The following is a 15,685-nucleotide window of genomic DNA, read 5'->3' as shown; positions in this document are numbered from 1 at the left end:
AAACAAAAAAAATCTTTCCTTACACCGAAGCATAAAGAAAGATCCATATCAGACGTTCTGTTCGTCTTCGATCCATTGAATCGCCGGGTTTTCGTTCAGTATCTGATCGATCAGCCGGTTCATCTCGTCGACGCTGCGACCGCTGTTGTGCGCGGAAACCAACGTGACCCAGCGGTCCGGTTCGTCACTGCGCTGCGCCTGCAGCAGCATCATCGGCATCTGGAAGCTCTCAAACCGCCGCCGGCAGCGCAGCCGCAGGATCGGCGCCAACGTCTGCATCCGAAGCGTTTTTCCGGTTTCCAGCAGTACGCCGTGATGGACGATCAGCTTGAATGAAGGATAATAAGCCGCCTGCTCAAAGTCGTCCGCCAGACGCTCATACAAGCCTTTTTCGTCAGCATCTTCCAGCTGCTGGCGAGCGGTTTTCTTGTTGTAGCGGCCGCTTAAGATCAACAGCACGCCGGCCACGCCCAGGCCGATCAAGATCAGAACGTTAGCTAAGGGAAAGGAATGCTGCGCACCCTCGACTAACATCAGCGAACCGATTTCATCCTGCAGCGTCGTCGGATCGGCGTTCTCGTCGATCAACATCTGCACGACTTCCAGCGCATATTCCTGCAGCTGTTCAGGGATCGCCGCGCTTAAGCCCTCGACCACTAACGGCAGCGGTGCAATGTCCGTATCGCCGTAGCTGTAATCGATGATCGGCTCGCAGCGCTTCGCCGTCGCTTCGCTCAGCATCACAATCCGCCAGGATAACCCGTCGGACGCTAAATAATAATGATTGGTCTTGTAGCCGTCGCTGCTGCTGGCAAACTCCTCGGTGCACAGCTGGATCTCATATTTCGCCTGTTCGTTGATCAGCGACGTTTCCGTTAACGGCTTCGGCCCGGAGGGCTTGAATATCGTATTGATGAGGATCGGAAAAAGCACCGCGCCCGCAAGCAGAGCCGCGCCCAGAAGCATCCGCAGATGATTGCGCTTAAAGACCGCGTCGACCGGTCCCAGCGTTCTCCATGGGGATTCCATTACAAACCGTCCACGTCAGCCGCGCTTACGGTATCGACGACAGCTTTCGCTAACGCCACTGCGGCTTCCACATCCGCCAGACAGGCGATGCCATGATGCGAATGAATGTAGCGAACCGGAATCCCCAAGACGACCGTCGGAATGCCGCGCTGACTTAACTGAATCATCGCGCCGTTATTTCCGCCGCCGCTGCGTACCGATTCCTGAACCGGAATACCGCGGTCATGAGCCAAGGTCAAAACCTGGCGCATCCAGCGGGGATTGGCAATGATCGAGCGATCCATGTGCCGCAGCATCGGCCCTTTTCCCATCGCCGTCTGGCAGAGCCAGTCTTCCGTGAACGTATCGTCCGCCGGACAGCCCTCGAACACAATTGCCACGTCCGCCTCCAGCTGATGCAGCGCCGTCTGGATACCGCGGTCGCCGACTTCCTCCTGGCTTGACAGACAGGCTGCGACATGATTGCGGTGCACGCCCGGATCGATTTGATCCAGCGTTTCCAATAGCGCCGCCACGCCGATCCGGCAGTCCAGCGCCTTGCCGATAATCAAACCCTTCTCCCTCTGGATTTCGCACGTCACATCCGGCACGACCGGTGCGCCGATCTCAATTTGAAAAACATCGCGGGTTTCTTCCAGCGAATGCGATCCGACGTCGATCACCATCGCACTGATCTCGGAGGGCGCCCGCCGTTCGCTCTCGCTCATAAAATGCACCGGCTTGGCCGCAACCACGCCGCTGATATACTCTCCCCTGCGGTTTCTGACCTTCACCTTATGCGCTGGCACAGTATTCGCCGCCCAGCCGCCTAAGGGCAGAAACGTCAGCGTGCCATTCGGTTTAATCGCCTGGACCATAAACCCCAGCTCATCGCTGTGAGCGTCCAGCAGGATCCGGACCTCCCCGCCCGCCGCCTTGGGCTGGATGATCAAATTCCGCATGTGATCCTCACGCACCGCATAGCGTGTTTCGTCGATCCAGCGCCGGGCCTCCGCCGCCGCCAGATCCTCAAAGCCGGACACGCCGTAAGCGTCGCTGAGCCGCCGGATCATCGTCAGCCGTTGTTCTGAATTCATAAAATCCCCTCACTTCTTCATCCATTGTAATCAGGAAGCGAATTTTTTGTCAATCAGGGATTCTAAAACTTTCCAGAAAAAGAAAAATTTTCAGGGTTGACTTTCTTTGAAAAAAGGGTAGAATATAAAAGCACCAAGTCATTGGGATGTAGCCAAGCGGTAAGGCTGTGGACTCTGAATCCACCATGCAAAGGTTCGAATCCTTTCATCCCAGCCATAAGAAATAGAAGCCATCCAGCCGGATGGTTTTTTTGTCGTTGACTCAAGAAAGATTGACCCGCAGTTCCGTTTTTCTCTATAATAAGAATAAACAATGAGCCTGATCGAATAGAAGCCATCCTGTCTTTCCTATTACTTCAGAAATTAAAAACAATCAGAATACTCTGGGAGAATGAACCGATGAATAAAGAAGAACGCCAACGCCGCATGAAAGATCGAATCCATTCCTGTAAATCTGCCCTTCCCGCACTGGCGCAAGCACTCAAAGATCCGGATACGCCGAAGCGGGCGCGGTGGCTTTGCGCTCTGGCCGTCGGCTATGCCTTGTCTCCCCTGGATCTGATCCCCGATTTTATTCCCGTTTTGGGAGCGTTGGACGATCTGCTTCTGCTGCCGCTGCTCATCACGCTGGCAGTCAAATGTATCCCTGCCGACGTCTGGCAGAAATGTCAGGCGCAGGCCCAGGCTCTGCCGCCCAAACGCGGGCGCTATGCTTTAGGCGTCGTTTTGTTTTGGCTTATTCTTTTATTATTAATTCTGAAAGGGACAGGTTTGTTTTAGCCAAGCGGTTCACATTGCGCAGGCTTTCATCCCCAGCCCCGCTCGTTTTCCATAAAAAAACTCATCTTTTACAGATGAGGAGTTTATTTTATGGCTGGGATGAAAGGATTCGAACCTTTGCATGGTGGATTCAGAGTCCACAGCCTTACCGCTTGGCTACATCCCAATTTGGCTTGCTCTTATATTATACGCTTTTCCATCAAAAAGTCAACCAGAAATTTCAAATTTTCTGGCAAGTCCGCCCCCTGACGGATTCGCTCCGCTGACTCCCCAGGCTTGTACGCCGCGGATGCAGGATATTTTAGCTTGTTCAGTTTCTGACAGAATCAAGACGCAAAGCAGGTTTTTCCCATCGTTCAACCTCTGCGGTTATACCTTGTCCATGAATCGATTTATTTCCCAATTTTCAAAGATGAAAACAGGAAGAAAGATTGATTTTCGGTGTCCGCCACCCCCTTTTCTAAAACCCGGAATACGTTTGTGGGATCGGAAATCGGAGCTGTTTTTTATTTTCTTTCTTCTCGAATTTGTGCCCTTGCCGTCATTGTAGAATTTTAGTTCAAAAACAAGGCTAAAAAACGCTGTTTTCCGGAAAGATAAAATTGCACTTAAGGTTAACTTAAGGTACAATAAGAAAGGTTTTAGAAAAGGAAGCGTGAAAATGGAAAAAGTTAGAACTAGATTTGCACCCAGCCCAACCGGCTACATGCACATCGGAAATCTTCGCACAGCCCTTTACGAATATCTGGTCGCAAAAAAGGATGACGGAACCTTCATCCTGCGGATTGAAGACACCGACCAGGAACGTTTGGTCGAAGGTGCTGTCGATCTGATTTACACGACATTGAAGGAATGTGGTCTGGACCATGACGAAGGACCGGACGTCGGCGGCGATTATGGCTCGTATGTCCAGTCGGAACGTATGGCTTCCGGCATTTATAAAGAATATGCGGAAAAGCTGATCGAGCTGGGCGGCGCGCATTACTGCTTCTGCAGTGAAGACGATATTCATCGTCAGAAGGAAGAAGCCGAAGCCAAAGGCGTCTCCTTCAAATACAACGATCCGTGCCACAACATGACGCTGGAAGAAGCGCGGCAGCGGATTGCCAACGGTGAAAAATACGTCGTCCGGCAGAATATCCCCTTGACCGGCACCACTTCGTTTGACGATGAAGTGTACGGTCATATCGAAGTTGAAAACAGCATTCTGGATGAAAGCATCCTGTTAAAGTCCGACGGATTCCCGACGTACAACTTCGCCAATATCATTGACGATCACATGATGAACATCACGCACGTCGTGCGCGGCAACGAATATCTGTCGTCGACGCCGAAGTACAACCTGGTCTATCAGGCGTTCGGCTGGAACATCCCGAAGTACATTCACCTGCCGCCGGTCATGAAGGACGAGCATCACAAATTAAGCAAGCGCAACGGCGACGCGTCGTTTCAGGATCTGGTGGCGAAAGGCTATCTGCCGGCCGCGATCCTCAACTACATCGCGCTGTTAGGCTGGTCGCCGGAAACCGAACAGGAAATCTATTCGCTGGACGAATTGAAAAAAGCGTTCTCCGTCGAGCGTATCAGCAAATCGCCGGCGATCTTCGATATTGAAAAGCTGACGTGGATGAACGGCATGTATATCCGCAATCTGACGCTGGAGCAGTTCCATCAGCTGGCGCTGCCGCATCTGAAGAACGCCGTCAAGGGCGACTTTGACCTCGTTGAGATCAGCAAGATCCTGCAACCGCGGGTGTCCACGCTCAATGAGATTGACGAAATGGTCGATTTCTTCGACGCTCTGCCGGAATACGACATCGCGATGTACACGCACAAAAAGATGAAGACCAATTCTGAAATCGCCCTTGCCTCTTTAAAGCAGGCCCGCGAAGTGCTGGCGGCGCTGCCGCAGTGGAGCGAAGAAGCGATCCATGATTCCCTGATGAATCTGATTCAGGAATTAGGCATTAAGAATGGTCAGATGCTGTGGCCGGTCCGCACGGCTGTTAGCGGCAAGCAGTTCACCCCGGGCGGCGCGATTGAAATCGCCCACATCCTGGGTCAGGCGGAAACGCTGCGCCGGATCGATACCGGCATTGCCAAACTGAGCGAACAGGCATAACCCTCGTTCGTCTTCCCTGCCGCATCAAAACCAAATCCCATAGTAAAGAAAGGTTGGAATACAATTATGGCTGGATATGTCGTCGTCGGATCCCAATGGGGTGATGAAGGAAAAGGAAAAATCGTTGACGTTTTGGGAGATAAAATGGACATGGTCGTCCGCTTCCAGGGCGGCAACAATGCCGGACACACCGTGGTGGTCGAAGGCGAGAAAACGGTTCTGCACTTACTGCCCTCCGGCGTTCTGCATCAGGACGCACTGTGCGTCATCGGCCCGGGCGTCGTTGTCGATCCGTTTGTTCTGCTGAAAGAGATCGATGAACTGGAGTCCCGCGGCGTCAACACGGAACACGTCAAGATCAGCGGCCGCGCGCATCTGATCATGCCGTATCACGTCAAGCTGGACGAGCTGCAGGAAACGCGGCTGGCCGGCAACAAAATCGGCACGACCAAGCGCGGCATCGGCCCTTGCTACGCGGACAAATACACCCGCATCGGCTTACGTGCCTGCGATCTCGTTGATTTCGATAACTTCAAATCCAAGCTGGCCACGACCCTTTCAATTAAGAACGAACAGATCGTCAAGCTGTATGAGGAAGAACCGTTTGATTACGACGCGCTTGTTGAACAGTTCAAGGAAATCCGCGAACGCCTGCTTCCGCGCATCATCGACGCGGTCACCACAGTCAACGACGCCTTGGATCAGAACCAGAATGTTCTGTTTGAAGGTGCTCAGGCAAACATGCTGGATATCAATTACGGCACCTACCCGTATGTCACTTCCTCCAGCCCGACGGCTGCGGGAGTCTGCGAAGGCGCCGGCGTCAGTCCGTTCAAGCTGGATCATGTCATCGGCGTTGTCAAGGCCTACTCGACCCGTGTCGGCGAAGGCCCGTTTGTCACCGAGCTGCTCGATGAAGTCGGCGAGGAACTGCGTCAGGCCGGCAATGAATACGGCGCAACAACCGGCCGTCCGCGCCGCTGCGGCTGGCTCGATCTGTGCGTTGTCAAACAGGCTGCCCGGATTAACGGATTAACCGATCTCGTCGTCACGAAAATTGACGTCCTGTCCCAGTTTAAAACGCTGCCGGTCTGCGTCGGTTATGAAATCGACGGGCAAGTCACGACTTCCATCCCGGCATCCCTGGAAGAATACGCAAAAGCCAAGCCGGTCTACCGCATGATGGAAGGCTGGGAAGAAGATATCACCGGTATCCGCCAGTTTGAAGAACTGCCGGAGAATTGCCGCAAATATCTCGCGTTGATCGAAGAGATCACCGGCACCCGGATTTCGCTGGTTTCCGTTGGACCGGATCGTGAGAACAACATCGTCATTCACGATTTAACAAAATAACAAAATCTTAGAAAAAGCTCAGTCCGCATTCAGCAGGCTGAGCTTTTTTTCTGTTCCTTGACATCCGCTGATTCCCGAATGTCCTTTGTTTTTCGTTGACTGGCCTATCCTTACTTCTCTCCGGCAGCGTCTGGCGGTTAAAGAATCGGGATCCCGATCTGGATATTACTGAGTCCTTGTTCGTCGGTAAATTCGCCATATCGGATAAGATCATACCGCGCATTTTCATTCAGCTGACATGAAGCTGAGGGAAACCATTGATTATAGATCAGTTCGATGACCGGCTCCAGAGAGTCCTGGCATCGGCCTTGATATTCAAACACCACATAGCGGCTGGCCGGCAGCGTTAACCGCCGCATGCCCTTGGGGACAGACTGAGCTTGATCATCCAGAAGTTCCACCTGAGCCCCAGCCCAATAGGTAAACATCGGCCCCTTCTGCGAATTTGAGAACTCAGTATAATCATGAACGCCGATCAAGAAATCCGGATCGCTGCGTCCGGGGATTAAAGATTTATTTTGATGCAGCTTCCGCCAGGTCCGGCCGATCGCCCCAAACCCATGCCGGAGTTCGGCACAGTAACCGACGACCATGATCGCGTCTTCATCCCGAATTTGAATTTTAAAATTACGCAGCGCATCCGGCTGACTATTCTGCAATTCCAATCGGGGCTGCAGCGGCAAGTACAGCTTTCTGCGCCGATATATTTTTGGGCTGCAGTGATAAACCGCCTGAAACTGGCGGGAAAATGAACGCTGCGTCTGATAACCCGAATCCAAAGCAATCCTCAGGATCGGATCAGCAGTAAACACAAGCCGCCGCGCCGCTTCACTCATCCGCCGGCGCTGGATATAACGATGCACCGGCACGCCGGTCAATGCGGTAAACAGCCGGTGCCAGTGATACTTGGAATAGCCGACGGCAGCGGTCAGTGCGTTGAGATCCAGGGTTTCATCCTGCAGATGCTCCTCAATGTAATCAACAGCCCGGCTAATTTGTTCTCGATTGTCATTCATGCTTTCGCCTCCTGGTTCAAGCATACCCGAATCCGATTTCAGTTTTATCACCATTCTTGCGGCATTGGGAAATTGTCACGATTTTCCTGAATTCACCTCGAAGCTCTGTGCTTCATCCCCGGCTTTCTTCCTCCTCATCTTCACAGCTTAAACGTTCGGAAGACATCGGAATATGACGCTTGAGGAAAGCTTCCAGAATCAGCGCCACGATCAGCAGCAACCCCCAGTCGAGCAGCGGCAGCGAAGGAAATTCAAAATTCAGATTGATTGACGAGAAAGCCAGCGCGTCAATTTCCGTGATCGGAAAGAACTGGATCACCGCCGCCTGAATCAACGGTTCGATCAGTCTCACGGCGCAGAAACCGGCCAGCAGCCGATTCCCCTGACAGCATTTTTTAACGAGGACCGGCGATCTGTCTCCGCTGACAGCCATCCGCAGCAGCTGCCGGTAACAAAACCCGAAACCCAATAACAGAGCCATTTCCAAGACGCCCATTAAGCCGATCACAACCAAATTTACCACGAACAACCGGGAATGACTTAACCCAAACTGGCGCATCGTAAGCAACAGACCGGCGATCATAACGACGTTAACGATCATCACCGTAGCCATTCCCCAGCTCAACAGCCGCGCTAAAAGAAGCATTCGTCCGCGGTTATCTTTACGCCGGTAAATCAATGCCAGAACAATGGCCAGGCCTGCCAATAAGGCCTGCATTCCCAGACCAGCCCGAAACCAAACTATTGCGTTTTGCATCCTTGATTTCCTCCCTTATTCCTTCCACAAATCCAGCCGCAGCAGGTAAGCATCATTTTCAAACGATCGCGGCGTCAGCTCCGCAAACCCCAGCTTCAGCTGGATCGCAGGTTTTTCTAGGATCATCCGGATCAGGAAATGATATTCGTCATCCGCCGGAGCCTCCATTTCCACAATGTAATAACCAAACAGGGTCTTCCGGCTCCAATAATGCGTCAAGGGCAGCTGCACGCGCTGGCAGCTGCTCCACATGCTTGTCGTGTCCAACTCAGAATTACCTGGATAAGTAGTATTCAGAGGATCCAGCGAATAGACTGCGGCGTTTTTAGCCTGATAAAAATGTTTCTGTTCCACCAGCTGCATCGCAAAGCCCGAACAGGGCGTTCTTTGTGCGCGATCCTCATCAAACAGATACAGCCTTCGGCTGACAGCGGCCGCCGTGTCCTGCTGCACATAGTTAAAGAAAAGCGTCAGTTTCCCCTGCGGATTTTCAAACAGCCGGGCAATCGCAAAATGATCTTCTGTGCGATCAGAACCGCTGGTCAGATAGTGGAGCTGATGTTCTTTAACGTACTGATTTTGTTCTTCCGTCAAATTCATCGGATTAATTGAAGCTGTTTCGAATTTTGTGCGGTTCTGACTGACGCTGCATGTCAGCAGTACGCCCAGGATTATCAGCAGTACAATCCCGCGTTTCATAGTCCCATCCCCTTTTTCACCTTGGTTTCCCCTGCGCTGCGGCCGAACCGCGTTGATTTGCTTAATTCTATTATAAAAGAAGCGGAACTGAATAACCAGCGCCGCTTGTAAAACGTCATGAATTTGTAAATGATTCAGCTTGTTAAAAAAGAGAAATCTGCTGCGGACCACGGCTGAAGCGATAAGCCTCAATAATCGCTTTCATCTGGGTTAACAGGCCCAGCTGCCGGCATTCCGTTTCAATCATCGCCTTCAGCTCAAACGGCTTGCGGCAGGCGCAGCTGTACCGATTGCCATACCGGCGGATATATTTCTCTTTTAATCCCGGAAACTGTTCATCCAGGCATTGATAATAATACTCCCGCTGGCGATCGCGCATCGTCATGCCATAGCTGCAGTAAACAAACTGCGCGCCGGCTTCTTTCGCGCGAATTAAAATCTGATGAAGGTTCTCCCGGTCATCCGTAATTCCCGGCAAGACCGGCATTAACAACACACCGGTAAACAATCCTGCCTTCGACAGCTGTGCCATCGCTTCAAAACGCTGGGTGCTCGACGGGGCATGGGGTTCAATTTTCCTTGCCAGCGCATCGTCCGCCGCCGTGATCGTAAATTTGCACAGCACCGGAGAATGCTGATGGATCCGGCATAACAGATCGATATCTCTGACCGCGAGAATTCCCTTGGTTGCGAAACCGACGCCGAAGCCGTATCGATCCAGCAGAGCTAACGACCCGCGCGTCACCTCCAGCTGTTTTTCAAAGGGATTATAGGGATCGGTCATCGCGCCGTTCATGACGACACCGGTGCGCCGCTTACTTTTTAATTCTTTTTCCAGCAGTGTCAGCACGTCTTTTTTAACCATCACCGTATCAAACTGATCATTGCCGTAGCATTCGCTGCGTGAATCGCAGTAAATACATCCATGACAGCACCCGCGATACAAATTCATATTATAATCGCCGCCAAACCACCACTGGCCGTTCTTCATCGGCGCTAACAGCGTCTTGGCGCTGATCTCCGGTACTATACTCATCCTGTGATCCCTGCTTTCTGCTTGTGTTCTCTGCTTTATCCTACTTGGTGAAATCCACTTTTGCATCCCGTTGGATTTCCTATGAAACTTCTTTTAGTTTACCAGGGAATACCTGACAACAGGATGTCAGGTATTCTGTTTTTATTCTAGTTCCACTTCCTTATTATACTCTTCTGCCAAAGCAAGGATACACTGCCGCATTTTCTCCCGCACGTCTTCCGGCGCCAGCACCTCCGTGCAATCGGCCATGGACAACAGATAACTCAGCAGCCATTCACTGTCCGGGCAGGTAAACCGCGCCGTCGTCATTTCCGGCGTTGATTTCAGCTCGATCTGCTGGAAATCATCCATCAGCCGCGCAATCCCCTGCGGCTGGACCTTCATGGTAATCGTCACGCTCTTCCCACTGTCCGGCAGCGGCGTCAGAATGGTATCCGGCAGCGGACGCGGCTCAAAACTTTCGTCAAGTTCTATGACTTCGCGCATCCGCACAATTTTGAAAAACCGTTCTTCCTCCCGCAGTGTGCACCAGCCGTAACAGTACCAGGCCTGAGCCTTAAACACCAGCCGCAGTGGTTCAACAATTCGATGCGTCGCCTCCCGGTTCAGTCCGTAATAATCAAATTGAATGCGTCTGCGATTACAAATCGCATGGCGCAGAAGACTGAATAAATCCGGTTGATCCGCAGTCTTAGACCATAACGAAAAATCCGCTTCGATCCAGGACTGACGCGGCTGGCCCAGCAGCGCGGAGACTTTTTGCAGTACCTGCGTTTCTTCCTGAACACCGGTGGACCGCAAGCCTTCCAGCAGCGCCGTCAGTTCCTGCTTCTCCGCTTCTGAAAAAACAGTTTTGTTTAAGACGAACGTATCCCACAGCTCGATCCCGCCGTCTTTTCCCCGCCGAGCGTAAATCGGAATTCCCGCCTGAGAGAGAAAATCAAGATCGCGGTAAATCGTCCGCACGGACACCTCAAAGCGGTCTGCCAGCTCCTGAGCTGTAATTTTTTTCCGTTCTAAAAGCAGGTAGACAATTTCAAAGCATCGGTTCATCTGCATTCCGGGATCCTCGCTTTCAGAATTTACATATCCTGCTCTGATTATATCAGAACCGGACCGGCCTGCCTATTGAAAAGGCAAGCCTTTCTTGAATACCTCATCGAATACAGCTGAATTAGTCCAAATTAGTATAAAACAGAAAGTTCGATCCCAAGCGTTCGTTTTTTCGTTTATTGTTCTGATCCTGCAAAAAAGCTCAGGCTTTCCCGCTTTCCCGTTTCTGTTTCAAATAAGCGCGGTTATGCAGATAGGAAGCATCATTCGGTTTCAAGGCGCCCGCCTTTTCATTCGCCTGCCAGGCTTCGTCCCATTTCTGCATCTGATCATAGCAGCAGCACAGCCAGATCCACGGGATATAGCCGTAGCAATCCAGATTGACAAATCCGCCCCGGTCGAGCGGTAAGGGCAGCGTCGTCGCCAGCTGATACCAGAAAACAGCGCATTCCCAATTCTTTTCAATAAAGAAATATCGTCCCAGTCCGCAGCAGATTTCCCCACGCGGCGGCGCATAACGAAACGCCTGGATCAAGCTTGAAAATTCTTTTTGTCTTTGTTTCAACGCATGCCAGCAGCGAGCCATACTTAAACAGGCATCGATTTTATTTTCCGACCAGCCGGCGGGATCCATCAGAAATAACTCATATTCGGATAAGGCTTCCTCATACCGTTGATGATCCGCCAATTCCCGGGCGTAATAATACCGCTGCCGGGTATCCATCGTTCCCGCCTGCTTCAGTTTTTCCAAAATTCGCAGATTGCGCTGCGGATCCGCGCAATGCAGCTTATGATGTTCAATGGCGATGTCGCTGACATACCGGCGGGGCACGAAAGGAATTGTTTCATGAACCGCTCCCTTCCAGCGCAAATGTGCTTTCCTGCGGATCAGCCGCTCCCGGGGGAAGCAAAAGGTTGGCCGGCCTTCTTTGTCAAAACTCGTCCGATATTGCATAATGACCATATCACAGCGCTCATCCAGGGTTTGTTTCAGTGCGATCAATTTATCAAGTTGATCCGCAGGCAGGATATCATCCGCATCCAGCCAGAGAATAAAATCCTGGGTCGCCTGATCAAAAGCATAGTTCCGCGCGGCCGCAAAATCGTCAATCCAGGGGAATTCATAAATTTTTGCATGATGACGTTCCGCGATGGCGCGGGTCTGATCCACCGATCCCGTATCCACGATCACCAGTTCATCCACGGCTTTTTCGACACTGCTGAGGCAGCGGTCTAAGACGTCTTCTTCGTTTTTAACGATCATACATAAACTGATCGTAATCATAACCAACCTCCTTTTTTAAACCTCACTCACCTTACTTTATGCCATCGTTGCGCAAAGCGTTCGGCAAAAAAAGCTGCGCATAAAAACCGGCAGCTTTTTCTGTGTCAGCTTTGACTTCTGCGCAGCTTGACAATCGTCATCGTGAGCGTACATTCCCTCACCGTGCCGGCCGTGTTAAACGTCAGCGTAAACGGTGTTGCGGACGGGACCTCAATGATCATAGATACTGCCCCAAAAGCACTAGAGCGTTCCACAGCTGTCATAAAATAGATACCGAATTCGATATGCGCAGCTCCGTTGTAAAACGGCGTTACCTGAATAAAGGTCGGTGTCATTGTAAGCGCCGATACTTCGTAATCAATTTTATAGAAACCCGGCGCCAGCGTTACCCGTGTCGGTTCACTCAACACAATATTACCAGTTGGATCCACCATCGACTGGCCCATCGGTATCAACGCCGCATTGTCAAACACGGCGCCGAAGTTAATGAAGGAAGCAAAGATGTCGTCGGGAACCGGCCCTTCCGGACCGGTTGGTCCCGTAGAACCAGGGCTTCCCGTTATTCCGGTTGCACCCGTAGGTCCGGGAGTTCCTTGCGGTCCAGTTGCCCCGGTAGCCCCGGTTATACCTGGAAGCCCCTGTGGACCTGTGGGGCCTGGATTCCCAGCGGGTCCTATTGGGCCCGTGACGCCTGTTGTTCCACGTTCGCCCTGGGATCCCTGACTGCCGGTCGGACCGGTAGGACCAGGTATACCTTGGATCCCCGTGACTCCTGTGGGACCGCGTTCTCCCTGCGGCCCTTGACTGCCAGTCGGCCCCATCGTGCCTTGCGGGCCGACTGGCCCCTGTATACCTTGAATTCCCTGGAAACCTCTTGGTCCTGTAGCACCAGCAGGGCCAGGAATCCCCTGACTTCCCTGAGCCCCCGCCGGGCCCGTGGCACCCGTTAAGCCTTGCGGCCCCTGAGGGCCGGCAGGTCCCGTTGCCCCTGGCAGGCCAGGATCTCCAGGAACTCCTTGCGCACCTTGCGGCCCCATTGGTCCTTGAGCACCGGTAGGACCTGTGTTCCCAACAGCACCTGGAATACCTTGAGGGCCTGCTGGTCCTTGTTCACCTGGATAGCCGCGGGGTCCTGGATTTCCCTGAACACCAGGTCTTCCTTCCGGTCCTGGAATCCCCGGCTCTCCCTGCGGCCCTGCCGGCCCTCTTGCCCCTCTCGGTCCAGTCGGCCCAGGACAGCCGCGCGGACCTGTTGGCCCCGGACAACCACAACAGGACCGCTCACATGAATCTCCTTGATGATCTCAATCCAGAGAAGAAGCATAATTTCTGTTTCGCATTCAATACACCTTCTTTCAGTCAAGTTATTTTATGCCTTCTCTAAAATTCGGTCTTTGACGCCGGCCTAGTAGGAATCATAGATTTTTCCGCAAATTAAAATATAAAACCAGCCAATCGTCAGATTTCTGACAAATCGGCTGGCATTTAAAACGCCTGAAATCAGATTATTCCATCCGTTAATCACAGAATTGGAGTATAAGCCTTGTTTTTAATCGTCTTCTTCAGGCGCCGGATCGAGCTTCTTGACGGTCAACGTCACTGAAACTCCTGAGCCCAGTGTTAAATTCAAGGCTAGTAAAGCGGAAACCGCCATTGTAAGAACATCGCCGGCGGCCAGTACTTCAAGCACGCTGCCGGAAAAGATTGATTCTATTCCGATTGCCAATAAATGCGTTTCCCGAGTGCTGGTAATCGCTGTTCCGTTCTTTCTGACCGATAGGGAAACCGCAGCGCCTAAGGAGGAGGAGGCATTGAACATATAGTTAATTTCATAAACGCCCGCCTGTTTAATCGTCAGACTGTTAGCCGTAGCCGTTCCGACATTTTTGATCGGCATCAGCTGCGGTAACGGCAGCGTCACCGGGGTATTGATAATGAGACTTAAGGACTGCGATGTGGCATTGTAGCGTCCGCCATAACACGGCAATCCACCGCCGGCCCCCGTTGCGCCGGTTGGACCCATTTGGCCGTCAGCACCAGTCGGGCCTGTTGCCCCAGGTTCACCCGCTAAACCCTGGGCTCCATCAGCACCATCCGCCCCTGCCGGACCGGTTGCCCCCGTAGCCCCTGTTGCGCCAGTCGCTCCCGTTGCTCCCGTTGCGCCGGTTGGACCAGTTGGACCAGTCACGCCGGCTGGGCCTTGAACGCCTTGTGGGCCAGTTGCGCCCGTGGGACCTGTAACACCGGTAACCCCCGTCGGACCCGTTGCGCCATCAGCCCCCGCCGGACCTTGTGGACCTTGTGGACCTTGAACGCCTGTCGGGCCGGTCGGACCGGTTGCTCCCGTGGGACCGGCAATTCCCTGAACACCTGCTGGACCGGTTGCCCCCGTGGGGCCTGTTAATCCCGGAACACCTTGAATCCCTTGCGGGCCCTGTGGTCCAGTAGCTCCGGTTGCACCCACCGTACCGGCAGCTCCGGTAGGACCCGTTATCCCTTGCGGGCCAGTTGCGCCGGTAGGGCCTTGAACGCCTTGTGATCCAGTCGGGCCGATTGGGCCTTGAACACCATCAGCTCCGGTTGCACCCGTGACCCCTGCGAAGCCTTGTAAGCCTTGCGGACCTGTAGCGCCGGTTGGTCCCACGGATCCAGTTGCACCGGCCGGACCTTGTGGACCTTGAGGACCCTGTGGTCCCTGCGGACCTTGAGGACCCTGAGCTCCGGTTGCGCCGGTATTTCCCATCGGACCCTGAATTCCTTGGAAGCCCTGCGGACCTGTCGGACCCGTAGCTCCAGTCGGACCGACAGGTCCTTGTAAGCCTTGTGCGCCAGTTGGTCCTTGCGGACCTTGCGCACCGGTAGCACCAACTAATCCTTGCGGACCCTGCGGGCCGGTTGGACCTGTTATTCCTGTATCTCCTGGGATTCCCTGCGGACCCTGCGCCCCAATCGGACCCTGTGCGCCGGTTGGCCCCCGTGAACCTGTCGGTCCCGGAATTCCCTGGAAGCCTCTTGGACCGGTAGCACCCGTAGCGCCCGTATTTCCCGGACGTCCCATCGGGCCAGGTTCCCCTTGCGGACCCTGCGGGCCCGGATAACCGCGCGGACCAATCGGGCCTCTTGCGCCGGTTACGCCTTGCGGGCCGGTCGGGCCCGGTTCTCCCTGAGGACCTTCGGGTCCCCGGCAGCCACGCGGACCTTGAGGACCCGGAACACCTGGACATCCTCTTGGGCCGGTCGGGCCCTGTTCACCACGGCAGCCCCGTGGTCCTTGTGGTCCTTGTTCGCCGCGGCAGCCGCGCGGCCCCTGCGGACCTGTCGGCCCGGTGCAGCAGCATTCCGGGCGCGGACGCGGCGGGCAGCAGGAACGTGAATCTTCTTCCTCCTGCCAGTCAATCGGCCGGCAGCCATGATGTCTTCTTTCATCGTTCATCATCTTCACCTGCTTTCTGAATGAGGATTCTCATTCAATCCATACT

The 15,685-nt window shown here is 53.4% G+C and carries 14 protein-coding genes and 2 tRNA genes; 4 read left to right on the top strand and 12 right to left on the bottom strand.

The features are described from left to right. Window positions 1-48 precede the first annotated feature (48 nt). A complete protein-coding gene (locus DWY25_RS05900; protein WP_117894461.1) occupies window positions 49-1,029 on the bottom strand; it encodes a hypothetical protein in 981 nt (326 codons plus the stop codon). Further along, on the bottom strand, window positions 1,029-2,105 hold the full coding sequence (locus tag DWY25_RS05895) for a M42 family metallopeptidase (protein WP_117894460.1): 1,077 nt from the start codon (window positions 2,103-2,105) through the stop codon (window positions 1,029-1,031). Before DWY25_RS05895 ends, DWY25_RS05900 begins: the two co-directional genes overlap by 1 nt. A gap of 142 nt (window positions 2,106-2,247) precedes the next feature. On the opposite strand from DWY25_RS05895, the gene DWY25_RS05890 reads away from it, so the two are divergent. Further along, a tRNA-Gln gene (locus DWY25_RS05890) sits at window positions 2,248-2,322 on the top strand. Window positions 2,323-2,504: 182 nt separating this feature from the next. Then, on the top strand, window positions 2,505-2,885 hold the full coding sequence (locus DWY25_RS05885; protein WP_117894459.1) for a YkvA family protein: 381 nt from the start codon (window positions 2,505-2,507) through the stop codon (window positions 2,883-2,885). Window positions 2,886-2,976: 91 nt separating this feature from the next. Here DWY25_RS05885 and DWY25_RS05880 read toward each other — a convergent pair. Continuing rightward, window positions 2,977-3,051, bottom strand: a tRNA-Gln gene (locus DWY25_RS05880). A 495-nt stretch (window positions 3,052-3,546) separates the two neighbouring features. Between DWY25_RS05880 and gltX the strand changes: the two genes are divergently transcribed. Together gltX and DWY25_RS05870 are read left to right on the top strand one after the other, a co-directional pair. Further along, entirely contained in the window at window positions 3,547-5,007 is a 1,461-nt protein-coding gene (gene gltX / locus DWY25_RS05875) for a glutamate--tRNA ligase (RefSeq protein ID WP_117894458.1), read from the top strand. A gap of 66 nt (window positions 5,008-5,073) precedes the next feature. Next, window positions 5,074-6,360, top strand: a complete 1,287-nt coding sequence (locus tag DWY25_RS05870) for an adenylosuccinate synthase (RefSeq protein WP_117894457.1) — start codon at window positions 5,074-5,076, stop codon at window positions 6,358-6,360. Window positions 6,361-6,497: 137 nt separating this feature from the next. On the opposite strand, the gene DWY25_RS05865 is transcribed toward DWY25_RS05870, so the two are convergent. From DWY25_RS05865 to DWY25_RS05820, 9 genes are all read right to left on the bottom strand, one after another. Then, window positions 6,498-7,376, bottom strand: a complete 879-nt coding sequence (locus DWY25_RS05865) for a helix-turn-helix domain-containing protein (RefSeq protein WP_117894456.1) — start codon at window positions 7,374-7,376, stop codon at window positions 6,498-6,500. A 112-nt stretch (window positions 7,377-7,488) separates the two neighbouring features. Then, a complete protein-coding gene (locus tag DWY25_RS05860) occupies window positions 7,489-8,133 on the bottom strand; it encodes a hypothetical protein (protein ID WP_117894455.1) in 645 nt (214 codons plus the stop codon). A gap of 15 nt (window positions 8,134-8,148) precedes the next feature. Then, window positions 8,149-8,832 carry a hypothetical protein gene (locus tag DWY25_RS05855; RefSeq protein ID WP_117894454.1) on the bottom strand — a complete coding sequence of 228 codons (684 nt, stop codon included), beginning with the start codon at window positions 8,830-8,832 and terminating at the stop codon, window positions 8,149-8,151. A gap of 142 nt (window positions 8,833-8,974) precedes the next feature. Then, on the bottom strand, window positions 8,975-9,868 hold the full coding sequence (locus DWY25_RS05850) for an SPL family radical SAM protein (protein WP_117894453.1): 894 nt from the start codon (window positions 9,866-9,868) through the stop codon (window positions 8,975-8,977). A 141-nt stretch (window positions 9,869-10,009) separates the two neighbouring features. Continuing rightward, window positions 10,010-10,927: a helix-turn-helix transcriptional regulator gene (locus tag DWY25_RS05845; RefSeq protein WP_117894452.1), complete on the bottom strand. Its 918-nt coding sequence runs from the start codon at window positions 10,925-10,927 to the stop codon at window positions 10,010-10,012. A gap of 196 nt (window positions 10,928-11,123) precedes the next feature. Further along, window positions 11,124-12,206, bottom strand: a complete 1,083-nt coding sequence (locus DWY25_RS05840; protein WP_117894451.1) for a glycosyltransferase — start codon at window positions 12,204-12,206, stop codon at window positions 11,124-11,126. A gap of 104 nt (window positions 12,207-12,310) precedes the next feature. Then, window positions 12,311-12,652: a hypothetical protein gene (locus DWY25_RS17840; protein ID WP_117894450.1), complete on the bottom strand. Its 342-nt coding sequence runs from the start codon at window positions 12,650-12,652 to the stop codon at window positions 12,311-12,313. Window positions 12,653-13,152: 500 nt separating this feature from the next. After that, entirely contained in the window at window positions 13,153-13,530 is a 378-nt protein-coding gene (locus tag DWY25_RS17835) for a hypothetical protein (protein ID WP_117894449.1), read from the bottom strand. Window positions 13,531-13,755: 225 nt separating this feature from the next. Continuing rightward, a complete protein-coding gene (locus DWY25_RS05820; protein WP_147336666.1) occupies window positions 13,756-15,639 on the bottom strand; it encodes a BclA C-terminal domain-containing protein in 1,884 nt (627 codons plus the stop codon). Window positions 15,640-15,685 lie beyond the last annotated feature (46 nt).

Origin of the sequence: Holdemania filiformis (assembly GCF_003459085.1) — a bacterium.
Taxonomy (GTDB): Bacteria; Bacillota_I; Bacilli_A; order Erysipelotrichales; family Erysipelotrichaceae; genus Holdemania; species Holdemania filiformis.
This window is presented reverse-complemented; position numbering and strand designations above follow the sequence as displayed.